Consider the following 11887-nt stretch of genomic DNA (forward strand, 5'->3'; position numbering starts at 1 on the left):
TCAGGCCCTCTTCAGCGTGTTGACGTGACGCAGAAAATCCTGCCGCACTTCGTTGCTTTTGTAGTTCACCGAGGCGTTTCCGTCCTGGTCGATGATGATGCGATCGCCATCTTCCACGGCTTCAATGATTTCCTGCTGACTCATCACCTGGAGCAAAGATTCGGGGCTGGAGAAAAGGGAGAAAAAGAAACGTTTCATGCAGGCATCCTTATGAATAAAAAGGATAAGCCTGGAAGAAGACCGACGAATTTGCCTTAAGGATATCCTGAAAGTTAAAGCCGGGTGGCGGCTGCGCCTTACCCGGCCTACAAAACCTACTCTTTTGTCTATCTTTAAGTTATTGATGTAGATATAAAATAAAAAATAAATCACCACAAACTTGGACAAATAACGTTAATTGTGTAAGTTTTAATTATGCGATTACGCCACGTTGTTTACAGCCAGGATGTGACCCATGAGCACTTTGCCCTCTGTCGTGAGTCGGTTTGTTGAGTACTACGCCGCACTGGATAGCCAGCCGCCGTCCGCGCTGGTGGGGCTGTACCATTCGAATGCCACGCTTATCGATCCGTTTGGCGAGCATGACGGGATTTTCGCGCTTCAGCGCTATTTCACCCATCTGCTGGCCAACGTCGAGCATTGCCGTTTTACCATCGATTCGCCGCTGTGCAGCGGAAGCCGGTTTGTTGTCACCTGGGTGATGCACTGGTCGCACCCGCGCATCGCCGGGGGAGAGCCGCTCGAACTGCCGGGGTGTTCAGTGGTGCAGACCGAAAACGATCTCATCACGCACCAGCGCGACTATTACGATGCGGGAGAGATGATCTACGAACACCTTCCTCTGCTGGGCTGGGCGGTACGCGGCGTGAAGCGGAGGGTCAAATCATGAAGACGGTGCTGATTACCGGGGCAAGTTCGGGCATTGGCGCCGGGCTGGCGAAATCCTTTTCCGCTGACGGCTACCATGTGATTGCCTGCGGGCGCGATCCGGCGCGTCTCGAAGCGCTGCATCAAACCTGCCCCAATCTCACCGTTCGCCTGTTCGATATGACAGACAGGGACGCCTGTCGCCAGGCGCTGACCGGCAGCTATGCCGATCTGATTATTCTCTGCGCCGGGACCTGCGAATACCTCGAGCAGGGCGTGGTGGACGCCGCGCTGGTGGAGCGGGTTATGAACACCAATTTCCTCGGGCCGGTGAACTGCCTTGAGGCGCTACAGCCGCAGCTGGTTGCGGGCAACCGCGTGGTGCTGGTGAGTTCCATGGCCCACTGGCTGCCTTTCCCACGGGCAGAGGCCTACGGCGCGTCCAAAGCGGCCCTGAGCTGGTTTGCCGAAAGCCTGCGATTGGACTGGGAGCCAAAAGGAATTACCGTCACGGTTGTCTCGCCGGGCTTTGTTGATACGCCCCTGACGCGGAAAAACGATTTTGCCATGCCGGGTAGGGTGACCGTCGACGAGGCGGTGAAGGCGATCCGTATCGGGCTGGCGGCTGGGAAAATGCATATCGCATTTCCTGTCGGGTTTGGCTTCATTTTGCGGCTCCTCTCCGGACTGCCTGCGTTTCTTCAGCGCACGCTGCTGCGCAGGATGGTGCGTTCATGAACATTGCGATTATCGGCAGCGGCATCGCCGGGCTGACCTGCGCCTGGCGCCTGGCCGGACACCATCAGGTGACCCTGTTTGAAGCGGGCGCCACCCCCGGCGGCCATACCGCAACGGTTGACGTGACGACGCCACAGGGCACATACGCGATCGATACCGGGTTTATCGTCTACAACGATCGCACCTATCCGCGCTTTATGGGCCTGCTCAGCGAGCTGGGTATCAGCGGGCAAAAAACGCAGATGAGCTTTTCGGTGCACAATCCCGCGACCGGGCTGGAGTACAACGGACACACCCTGACGTCGCTGTTTGCCCAGCGTCGGAACCTGGTGAATCCAGCATTCTGGCGGCTGCTCGGGGAGATCGTCCGCTTCAATCGTCTGGCGAAACAGGCGCTGGACGGGGAGGTGGACCCGAACGCCACGCTGCAAACGTTTCTGGAACAGCACGGCTTCACGCCGTTTTTCGCGCGCCACTACATTCTGCCGATGGGGGCCGCCATCTGGTCATCGTCGCTGCAGGAGATGAAGCGTTTCCCGCTGCCGCTCTTCCTGCGATTCTTCCACCACCACGGCCTGCTGGATATCACCCAGCGCCCGCAGTGGTACGTGGTGCCGGGCGGCTCGCGGGAGTATATCCGCGCAATGATGGAAAAACTGGGGGACCGCCTGACGCTGCACCTCAACGCGCCGGTGCAGCGGGTGAGCCGCCACGCGCACGAGGTCACGCTTCAGCTTGAAAACGGCAGCCATACCTTCGATCGGGTGATTTTTGCCTGCCACTCCGCCAGCGCGCTGGCGATGCTTGATGACCCGACGCCCGCAGAGCGCGAGGTGCTGGGCGATATTGGCTGGCAGCGCAACGAGGTCGTTTTACACAGCGATCCGCGCTGGCTGCCGGTGCGGCAGCGCGCGTGGGCCAGCTGGAACTACCGCCTGAGCGCGCAAGACCAGGCCAGCGCCTGCGTCACCTACAACATGAACATCCTGCAGGGGCTGCCTGCGGGCAGTCCGCTGTTCTGCGTCACCCTGAACCCGGACGCGCCGGTGGACGAACGCTTCGTCTGGCAACGCTTTGTCTACGAACATCCGCTGTTTAACCCGCAAAGCTGGCGGGCGCAGGCGCGGCGCGGCGAGATCAACGGTCATAACCGGAGCTGGTACTGCGGGGCCTGGTGGTACAACGGTTTTCATGAAGATGGCGTGCGCAGCGCGCTGGACGTGGTCAATGCGATAGCGGCCGGAGAGGGGGGGAACTGAGATGAACAGCTGCCTCTACCACGGCGTATTACGCCACCGCCGCCTCCAGCCGAAAACCCATGAATTTAGCTACAGCGTGTTTATGGCCTGGCTGGATCTGGATGAACTGCCGCTGCTGTCGTCCGTCGGCGTGCGGCGCAATCGCTTTGCCGCCGCCTCGTTCCACGACGCTGACTATCCGCTCGGCACGCCGCTCAAAGAGAACGTGCTGAGCAGGCTGGAGAGACTGACCGGGGAACGTCCGGACGGGCGGGTGATGCTTCTGACGCAGCTGCGCTATTTCGGCTTTCATTTCAATCCGGTCAACTTTTACTACTGCTATGACAGGAAGGGAACGCTGCGCTGGGTGCTGGCGGAGGTCCGCAACACGCCGTGGAATGAACGTCATTACTATGCCGTCAACGGACAGAATGCGCAGCCCACGGAAAAAGCGTTTCACGTTTCCCCCTTCAACCCGATGGACATGATCTACCACTGGCGCTTTAACGACCCGGATAACTCGCTGCATATGCACATTGAAAACCATCAGGAAGCGAAGGTCTTTGACGCCACGCTCGCGCTGCGCCGAGAGCCTTTGACGCGCCCCGCGCTGCGCTCGCTGTTGCTGCGCATTCCGCTCATGACCCTGAAAACCGTTTTTGCCATTTACTGGCAGGCGCTGCGCCTGTGGCTCAAGCGCGTGCCGCTGTATAACCATCCCGTCAGCAGGAGTGAACGCTCATGACCGATCCCGTCTTTGCGTTAGAACCCGATATTCCGCGCAACGTCCGCATCGCGCGATGGCTGCTGTTTCGTCTGTTAAGCGGCATCCGCGGCGGCTCGCTCACCCTGCGCGAAGGGGCCCAGACCTTCCATTTTGGCGAGACATCCTCCGCGCTGCATGCCGACGTGCAGATCCTCACACCCGGCGTCTACTGGCGCGTTTTAACGGGCGGGAGCCTTGCTGCGGCAGAAGCCTGGATGGACGGCGAATGGGAAACCGCGTACCTCACGCCGCTTCTGGAGCTGCTCGCGCTCAACGGCGAGGTGCTTGGCCGTCTGGAAAACGGGTTCCGTCTGCTCGGCAGGCCGCTGGAGCGGATACGCCACTGGACCCGGCGTAATTCTCGAGCCCAGGCCCGCGAAAATATTGCCGCCCATTACGATCTGGGCAATACCTTTTATGCCCATTTCCTGGATAAGGAACTGCTCTATTCCAGCGCGCTGTTCACCGCTGACGAGCAGGATCTGACGGCGGCCCAGCAGGCCAAAATGGCGCGCCTGTGTGAGCAGCTGGCGCTGAGTGCGAGCGACCACCTGCTCGAAATTGGCACCGGCTGGGGCGCGATGGCGGAATACGCGGCCCGTCATTATGGCTGTCGGGTAACGACCACCACGCTGTCGCAGGAGCAATATCTCTGGGCGACCGAGCGGATCGCCCGCGCCGGGTTACAGGATCGCGTTGAGGTACTGCTCTGCGACTATCGCGACCTCACCGGACAGTACGACAAGCTGGTCTCGATAGAGATGATTGAGGCCGTCGGGAAACGCTATCTGCCGACGTTCTTCCGCACCTGCCAGGCGCGGCTGCGCCCCGGAGGACGGATGGCGATTCAGGCCATCACTATTCAGGACCAGCGCTATCGCGACTACAGCAAAAGCGTTGATTTTATCCAGCGCTACATTTTTCCCGGCGGCTTCTTGCCGAGCATTACGGCGATGAACGAGCTGATGACGCGGCACACCGATTTCGTGGTACGTAATCTCTTCGACATGGGCCCCGACTATGCCCGCACGCTGGCCCACTGGCGGCAGCGCTTTGTCCACGCCTGGCAGGAGATTGAAAAGCTCGGCTTCGATGAACGGTTCCGCCGCATGTGGCTGTACTACTTCGGCTACTGCGAAGCCGGGTTTAACGCTCGCACCATCAGCGTGGTGCAGCTGACCGCCGATCGCGTATGAGACGTTACCTTCAGGTCTTCCTGCTGGCCATTGCGTTCGATCTCTACTGGACGCTGGTGGTGCTCTTTCGCGAACAGGGCCTGATTATCTGGATCGCTCTGGCGATCCTGGCGTGCCTGCTTTTGCCGCCTGCTTACCGTTATTATGCTATTGGGCTGGCCGCGGCGGGCAGTCTGCTGGACGCGCTCTGGGCCCTGACCGGGCTGATTGCCTTTACGGGCGAGTCCCTGATGCCGTTATGGATGGTGGCACTGTGGCTGATGTTCGCCACGGTCTGGACGCAGCTGACGCGCACCACCACGTTGCCCGGCTGGCTGCTGACCCTGCTGGCCGCCGTGGGGGGGCCGGTGGCCTACCTGTTTGGCGAGCGGCTAGGGGGAATTACCTTTCTGGAGCCGACCTTTATCGTCGTCAGCTGGATGGCGCCGGGCTGGCTGGTGTTGATGCTGTTTTTCCACCTGCTGATGGGGAGACAAAAATGAGAGCTGCGGTTTTGCTGCTTTGGCTGACGCTGGTTGTTCCTGTTGCTCAGGCTGCCGACTGGCTTGCCTGGCGGAAGGTGGGGGACGCCACGCTCACCTGGGGACCTTTCACCGTCTATACCTCCCAGCTGCGCACCCCGGATGGCCGTTACAGCCGGGACCAGGATCAGGCGCTGATTATTACCTATGCGCGCGACATCGATCGCGATGAACTGGTTGAGGCGACCCGCGACCAGTGGCAGGCGCAGGGGATCCTGGCGCAGGAACCGCAAAGCGAAGACTGGCTGCGGATGCTCCGGACGCTGTGGCCGGACGTCCGTCCGGGCTCACAGCTGGCGTTTGTTCTCAACGATAAGCAGGGGCAGTTCTGGTACCGCGCGTCAGCGGCGCAAACATCCTTTATTCCACTCGGACCACGCCAGTCGGAAGCGTTCAGCACCCGTTTTCTGGCCATCTGGCTCGATCCCCGCACGCAATATCCTGAGCTGCGTCAGCAGTTAATCGGAGGCCAAAAATGAAACGTATTCTGATGATGGCGCTGGCATTCACGATGCTGCTGGCGGGCTGTAGCACGGAGGTGGCCGAGTATCGCCAGCAGCAGCCACGGCTTGATATTTTCCACTACTTCCAGGGCAAAACCGAAGCGTGGGGGATGGTACAGGATCGCAGCGGCAAGCAGATCCGCCGTTTCCACGTTGAGATTGCCGGGGATGTTATTGGCGATACGCTGACGCTGAATGAACACTTTGTTTACGACGACGGCGAGAAGCAGCAGCGGGTCTGGCATATTCGCCGGGTAGGAAACGATCGCTACGAGGGAACGGCAGGGGATATCGAAGGGGTTGCCACGGGGCAGGCCGCAGGCAACGCGTTCAACTGGCATTACAGCATGAACGTGAAGGCCAACGGCAGCACCTGGCTACTGAACTTCGACGACTGGATGTACCTGCAGGATGAGACGCATCTGTTTAACAAAACCGAGATGAAGAAGCTGGGCGTCACCGTCGCCACGGTGACGCTGTTCTTTACCCGGAAGACGTAAGCTCAGTCGCGGACGCTGCCGGTTTTACTGCTGGCGTAAATAAAGTACAGGGCAATCCCCAGGCACACCACCGCGCCCAGACGGCTCAGCGAAAACGGAATAGCGGGATTGCCCAGCCAGCCAAAGTTATCAATCAGCATACTCATGGCGAGCTGGCCGAATATCACCGCCACCGTGGCGACGGCGGTGCCGATGCGCTGCACCGCCAGGACCATGATCACAATGTAAGGCACGCCGAACATCGCCCCGAGGAGCTGCCATTTCGGCACGTCCAGCAGCGTGACCGCCTGCTTAGGCTCAAAGAAGAAAATGAGCAGGGCGGTCACCAGCGCACCGACGGAAAACGTCAGGAACGCGCTTTTAAATACGCCCACGCTGCTGCCGAGCTGCCCGTTAATGGCGGCCTGAATGCTCAGCGTTGCGCCGCCACACACGGCCAGAAGAATCATCATCAGTGTCATACGTTACCCCTGCGCCACCAGAACCAGTGCGGCAATAATAAAAACCAGCGCCACGATGCGTTTCGCGTTTATCTTCCTGTGCGGCGTACCCAGCAGGCCAAAGTGGTCAATGATCAGGCTTTTAAAGACCTGACCGGCCAGAATGCCAATCATGGTCATCGCGATGCCGATAGCGGGGGTCGCAATGGTCAGAATGACCACGTAGACAGGGCCAAGCACGCCGCCGAGCAGCTGCCAGCCGGGCTGTGCGAAAAACGACGGGCTGTTGCGCGGGCTAAAAAACAGCATCAGCAGAAACGTCAGCGCGGCACCCACGCCGAAGATGCTGAACGTCGCCCATAGGTCACCCACTTCGCCGCCCAGCGGCCCCAGCAGGCCCGCCTCTACGGACAGCCCCATCCCGCCGGCAATCACTAGGAAAATCAACACAAACTGCATTACGCTTCCTCCTTTTTCTGGCGAAGAAGATTACGTCGTCAGTCTCGTGAGAAAAATGCCATAATGCTGGAAACACCTTTGCAGGATATGCATTAATGGTCGACGCTAGTAACATCAACGTCCGCGCGCTGATGATCTTTATTGACGTGTATGAAGCGCAGAATTTCTCCGTCGTGGCGCGGCGGCAGGGGATATCGGCCTCGCAGATATCGCGCGTGATCTACCAGCTTGAGGATGCGCTCGGTCAACAGCTTTTCTACCGCAATACGCGGGCTGTCATCCCGACGGAAAGCGGTCATCTGTTTATTCGCTATGCCCGGTCGATGGCGGAAAATCTGGAAGAGGCGCGACGGGAGCTGGACGCGCGTGCGGTGGAACCTTCCGGCGCGATCCGCATTAACGGACCGGTGTTTTTCGGCCAGAAGCATATTGCCCCCGGCCTTCCCGGCCTGTCGGAACGCTATCCCCGCCTCAGCATAGAGTTGACGCTGACCGATGATTTTATCGACCCCCATCGGGACGCCGCCGACGTGATCTTCCGGATTGGCGTGCTGACGGACTCCTCGTTTCATGCGCGGGTGTTTGGGCGGCAGGTTTATCATCTGGCCGCGTCGCCAGACTACGTGCGAAAACAGGGGGCGCCCGAAGGGCCGGATGACCTGAACCGTCATCACTGTCTTGTCTATCGCGGATCGTCAGGGCCTAACCGCTGGCTGTTTCGCGGGAAGGGTGAAGCGTGGATACACTATCCCGTTACGCCATTGATGACCTCGAATAATGCGGAAGCGTTACTGGCTGCGGCGCTGGGTGGAATGGGGATTGTGCTGTTCCCGGACTGGCTGGTGAGCGAGCAGCTCCAGCGCGGCGAGCTGATTTCGCTCCTGCCCGCGCTGGAGTGCGCGATCAATACAGAACAGCAGGCAATCGCGGCGATCTATCCTGATGCCCGTCATCCGCCCCTGAACGTCAGGGCGGTGATTGATTATTACGTCGAGCGCTTTGGCACGCCGCCGTACTGGCAAACGTAAGGGATTACGCGGCGAGCTCTTTGCGGATAATCTCTGCGCCGGCGCTCAGCGCGTTCAGCTTGCCGTTAGCGACCTGGCGGGAAAGAGGAGCCATGCCGCAGTTGGTTGACGGATAAAGCTTGTCCGCATCGACAAACTGCAGCGCTTTACGCAGCGTATCGGCGACTTCCTCCGGCGTTTCAACCGCGTTGGTTGCCACGTCGATCGCGCCGACCATCACTTTCTTACCGCGGATCAGCTCCAGCAGATCCATCGGCACGCGGGAGTTGTGGCACTCCAGGGAGATAATGTCGATGCTGGAGGTCTGCAGCTTAGGGAAGGCCTCTTCATACTGTCGCCATTCTGAGCCGAGCGTCTTTTTCCAGTCGGTATTAGCTTTGATGCCGTAGCCGTAGCAGATGTGTACGGCGGTTTCGCACTTCAGCCCTTCAACGGCGCGTTCCAGCGCGGCGATACCCCAGTCGTTCACCTCGTCAAAAAAGACGTTAAATGCCGGTTCATCAAACTGGATAATATCGACGCCTGCGGCCTCTAACTCACGCGCTTCCTGATTGAGGATTTTGGCGAATTCCCAGGCCAGCTTTTCACGACTTTTATAGTGCGCGTCGTAAAGGGTGTCGATCATGGTCATCGGCCCGGGCAGGGCCCATTTGATTGGCTTGTCCGTCAGCTGGCGCAGGTACTTTGCATCGTCCACGAAGACCGGCTTCTGACGCGCAACGGCTGAAACCACGGTCGGCACGCTAGCGTCATAGCGGTTACGAATGCGCACCGTCTGACGATTTTCAAAATCCACGCCGCTCAGGTGTTCAATAAAGGTGGTGACGAAATGCTGGCGGGTCTGTTCCCCGTCGCTGACAATATCGATTCCCGCACGGATCTGCTCATCCAGAGACAGGCGCAGCGCATCCTGTTTACCCGCCAGCAGTTCCTGATCCTGTAATTTCCAGGGTGACCACAGCGTTTCAGGTTGTGCAAGCCAGGTCGGCTTAGGGAGGCTGCCAGCGGTAGAAGTCGGGAGCAATGTTTTCATAATAAAAGACCTTTTTGAATGAATTAAAGCGTGTAGTTATCAGACCACTGCTCAAGAATATGTTGGTAAGGCTTAATGAAGTACGCTTCGGTAAAACGGCCCTGTTCAATCGCCAGCTGGCTTCGCTCTTCCCGGTCATAAACAATTTTGGTTAAGGAGTGATCCTGCTGGTTCAGATCCGGTCGGTAGCACAGCCCCGCCGCCGAGTTTGCGTTATAAATTTCCGGGCGATAGATTTTCTGGAAGGTCTCCATCGTGCTGATGGTGGCAATCAGTTCCAGATCGGTGTAATCACTCAGCAAATCCCCGGTAAAGAAGAATGCGAAAGGCGCCACGCTGTTTTCCGGCATGAAATAGCGAACCTGCAGGCCCATCTTCGCGAAGTACTGCTCCGTTAGCGACTCGCCATCCGGCTGATACTCAATGCCCAGCACGGGGTGCTGGTTACCGGTGCGGCGGTAGGTGTCTTTGCTGGAGACGCTCAGACAGATCACCGGTCCCTTTCTGAAGTTCTCTTTGTATTCCGGCGAATTCACAAAGTGGCGGAAAATATTGCCGTGCAGTTCGCCAAACTTTTCCGGAATGCTGAAGTGCTGCTGGTTCTTGTTGTGTTCCAGCAGAAGGACGCTGAAATCGTAATCCCGCACGTAAGAAGAGAAGTTATTCCCGACGATGCCCGGGATACGCAGGTTATTTTTTTTGTCGACAATCGTGGTTTGCAATATCTCGATGGCCGGAAACGGTTTTTCCGCGCCAATGTTCAGATCGACAGAGATGATTTCAAGCTCAACCGCGTAGCGATCGGCGTTTGGGTTATCCCAGCGCGCTAAGGCGTTAAAGCGATTGTTGATCATCACCAGCGTATTGCGCAGGTTCTCCTGACGCTTTTCCCCGCGCGCCAGGTTGGCAAAGTTGGTGGTCGTACGCGTATTTTCTGACGGGTTGTAATTCTCATCGAAGCAACTGCGCTTAAGGGTATATGTGAAAGCTTTGCTCATTGTGGTTATGCATCCTAAGTTCATGTTGCTAAGAAGTTGCCGATGCATAATTTATGCCTGAGCCCGTGGCGCAGGGGAAGTGACTTAATTTCAATGCAACATGAGGGAAGTTCATGAAGTGTAATGCTTAAGGTGTTGCTGACTTCTTGCCGGGTGGCGCTGCGCTTACCCAGCCTACGGTTCAGCGTTGTTTGTAGGCCCGTGCAAGCGCAGCGCCGCCGGGCGAAGCTCGCAATATGTCTATGACATGCACTTTGCCCTCGTCCTTAACCGACTGCAGGGGAGAGGGATTTTTTATTTCCGTTCAATTCCCGCTATAATCCCCAAAATTTCCAACCGGTTTAGAAACAATCATGACAAAACTCACCTTACAAGAGCAGATGCTGAAAGCGGGCCTGGTCAGCAGCAAAAAAGCGGCGAAAGTGCAGCGCACGGCAAAGAAATCACGGGTTCAGGCGCGTGAGGCTCGTGAAGCGGTAGAAGAGAATAAGAAGGCGCAGATCGAGCGTGACAAGCAGCTGAGTGAGCAGCAGAAGCAGGCCGTGCTGGCAAAAGAGTTTAAGGCGCAGGTGAAGCAGCTGATTGAGATGAACCGCATCACCGTGGCGAGAGGCAACATCACCTTTAACTTCACCGACGGTAATCTGATCAAAAAAATCGACGTCGACAAGCAAACCCAGGCTCAGCTGATCAACGGCCGTCTGGCGATTGCCCGTCTGGTCATTAACGCCAGCGGCGACTGTGAATACGCGATTATCCCGGCGGTGGTGGCTGATAAAATTGCCCAGCGCGATGCCGACAGCATCGTCTTAAACAGCGCGCTCAGCCAGGAAGAGCAGGACGAAGACGATCCGTACGCGGACTTCAAAATCCCTGACGATTTGATGTGGTAAACCGCCTTCAGAACGGGGCGGCGTGACGGGCGTTAACCGGCTCTCCGCTCACGGGATGAATAAAATTCAACTCGCTTGCATGCAGCATCAGCCGGGGCGCGTCTTCCGCCCCCGGCGCGTCAAGACCGCCATACAGATCGCAGCCCAGAATCGGGTGCCCTAGCTGCTGGCAGTGAATACGCAGCTGATGGGTTCGTCCGGTCTCCGGGGTAAGCATCACCCGCGTTAACGGCAGATCTGCACCCTGATAAAACCGTTCCACCACCCGATAGCGGGAGCGGGCGGGTTTACCGCTGATGGCGCAGATCGACATCAGCGGAAACAGCGCCGGATCTTTAGCAATCGGCGCGTCTATGACTCCTTCATCGTTTTCCAGATGCCCGCAAAGCAGGGCGCTGTAGGCTTTCTCCACGCTGCGCTGGCTGAACTGCTGGCACAGCGCGGCGTTAATGGCCTTATTGCGCGCAACCACCATCAGCCCGGACGTGCCGAAATCCAGACGATGCACCAGCGTGCAGCCGGGGAAGGACTGAACCAGACGATAGTGGACGGAATCGAGGTTTTGCGGATTTTTGCCCGAGAGGCTGAGCAGGCCGGAAGGCTTATTGATGAGCAGCAGATGTTCATCCTGCCAGAGGATCTCAATGTCGTCGTGACACGGTGGGGCAATAAAAGAATCAATAATCGCAGACATCAGGCCGCCCGGC

Annotated in this window: 16 protein-coding genes; 10 read left to right on the top strand and 6 right to left on the bottom strand. The window is 58.1% G+C overall.

Annotated features, from left to right (window positions below):
- The gene (locus N037_RS04250; RefSeq protein WP_032639280.1) at nt 1-198 is read right to left on the bottom strand and encodes a hypothetical protein; all 198 of its coding nucleotides are present in this window, start codon (nt 196-198) and stop codon (nt 1-3) included.
- Nucleotides 199-454: 256 nt separating this feature from the next.
- On the opposite strand from N037_RS04250, the gene N037_RS04255 reads away from it, so the two are divergent.
- Genes N037_RS04255 through N037_RS04290 form a run of 8 tightly spaced genes read left to right on the top strand, consistent with a single transcriptional unit; the run spans nt 455 to nt 6329 of the window.
- Entirely contained in the window at nt 455-889 is a 435-nt protein-coding gene (locus tag N037_RS04255) for a nuclear transport factor 2 family protein (RefSeq protein ID WP_023335610.1), read from the top strand.
- On the top strand, nt 886-1605 hold the full coding sequence (locus N037_RS04260) for an SDR family NAD(P)-dependent oxidoreductase (RefSeq protein WP_032639282.1): 720 nt from the start codon (nt 886-888) through the stop codon (nt 1603-1605). The genes N037_RS04255 and N037_RS04260 overlap by 4 nt, the downstream gene beginning before the upstream one ends.
- Nucleotides 1602-2864 (top strand): NAD(P)/FAD-dependent oxidoreductase, encoded by a 1263-nt coding sequence (locus N037_RS04265; protein WP_032639284.1) that lies wholly within the window; start codon nt 1602-1604, stop codon nt 2862-2864. Before N037_RS04260 ends, N037_RS04265 begins: the two co-directional genes overlap by 4 nt.
- A 1-nt stretch (nt 2865) precedes the next feature.
- Nucleotides 2866-3588 (top strand): DUF1365 domain-containing protein, encoded by a 723-nt coding sequence (locus N037_RS04270; protein WP_032639286.1) that lies wholly within the window; start codon nt 2866-2868, stop codon nt 3586-3588.
- Nucleotides 3585-4805: an SAM-dependent methyltransferase gene (locus N037_RS04275; protein WP_032639288.1), complete on the top strand. Its 1221-nt coding sequence runs from the start codon at nt 3585-3587 to the stop codon at nt 4803-4805. Before N037_RS04270 ends, N037_RS04275 begins: the two co-directional genes overlap by 4 nt.
- Complete coding sequence (locus tag N037_RS04280) at nt 4802-5287, top strand: DUF2878 domain-containing protein (protein WP_032639290.1); 486 nt, start codon at nt 4802-4804, stop codon at nt 5285-5287. The genes N037_RS04275 and N037_RS04280 overlap by 4 nt, the downstream gene beginning before the upstream one ends.
- Nucleotides 5284-5805 carry a hypothetical protein gene (locus N037_RS04285; RefSeq protein ID WP_032639292.1) on the top strand — a complete coding sequence of 174 codons (522 nt, stop codon included), beginning with the start codon at nt 5284-5286 and terminating at the stop codon, nt 5803-5805. Before N037_RS04280 ends, N037_RS04285 begins: the two co-directional genes overlap by 4 nt.
- Nucleotides 5802-6329, top strand: a complete 528-nt coding sequence (locus N037_RS04290; RefSeq protein ID WP_032639294.1) for a DUF3833 domain-containing protein — start codon at nt 5802-5804, stop codon at nt 6327-6329. The genes N037_RS04285 and N037_RS04290 overlap by 4 nt, the downstream gene beginning before the upstream one ends.
- 2 nt (nt 6330-6331) lie before the next feature.
- Here N037_RS04290 and N037_RS04295 read toward each other — a convergent pair whose 3' ends face one another.
- Nucleotides 6332-6790 carry a DMT family transporter gene (locus N037_RS04295; protein WP_023335618.1) on the bottom strand — a complete coding sequence of 153 codons (459 nt, stop codon included), beginning with the start codon at nt 6788-6790 and terminating at the stop codon, nt 6332-6334.
- A gap of 3 nt (nt 6791-6793) precedes the next feature.
- Nucleotides 6794-7228: a DMT family transporter gene (locus N037_RS04300; RefSeq protein ID WP_032639296.1), complete on the bottom strand. Its 435-nt coding sequence runs from the start codon at nt 7226-7228 to the stop codon at nt 6794-6796.
- A gap of 95 nt (nt 7229-7323) precedes the next feature.
- On the opposite strand from N037_RS04300, the gene N037_RS04305 reads away from it, so the two are divergent.
- Nucleotides 7324-8256: a LysR family transcriptional regulator gene (locus tag N037_RS04305; protein ID WP_032639298.1), complete on the top strand. Its 933-nt coding sequence runs from the start codon at nt 7324-7326 to the stop codon at nt 8254-8256.
- 4 nt (nt 8257-8260) lie between these two features.
- Here N037_RS04305 and N037_RS04310 read toward each other — a convergent pair whose 3' ends face one another.
- Complete coding sequence (locus N037_RS04310) at nt 8261-9289, bottom strand: methionine synthase (protein WP_032639300.1); 1029 nt, start codon at nt 9287-9289, stop codon at nt 8261-8263.
- A gap of 23 nt (nt 9290-9312) precedes the next feature.
- Nucleotides 9313-10287, bottom strand: coding sequence for a DUF1852 domain-containing protein (locus tag N037_RS04315; RefSeq protein WP_032639302.1), 975 nt, complete (start codon nt 10285-10287; stop codon nt 9313-9315).
- A 353-nt stretch (nt 10288-10640) separates the two neighbouring features.
- On the opposite strand from N037_RS04315, the gene N037_RS04320 reads away from it, so the two are divergent.
- Nucleotides 10641-11180, top strand: a complete 540-nt coding sequence (locus tag N037_RS04320) for a DUF2058 domain-containing protein (RefSeq protein WP_032639304.1) — start codon at nt 10641-10643, stop codon at nt 11178-11180.
- A 7-nt stretch (nt 11181-11187) separates the two neighbouring features.
- Here N037_RS04320 and N037_RS04325 read toward each other — a convergent pair whose 3' ends face one another.
- The gene (locus N037_RS04325) at nt 11188-11874 is read right to left on the bottom strand and encodes an RluA family pseudouridine synthase (protein ID WP_032639306.1); all 687 of its coding nucleotides are present in this window, start codon (nt 11872-11874) and stop codon (nt 11188-11190) included.
- Nucleotides 11875-11887: the final 13 nt, after the last annotated feature.

Source organism: Enterobacter sp. EGD-HP1 (assembly GCF_000733275.2).
Lineage (GTDB): Bacteria > Pseudomonadota > Gammaproteobacteria > Enterobacterales > Enterobacteriaceae > Enterobacter.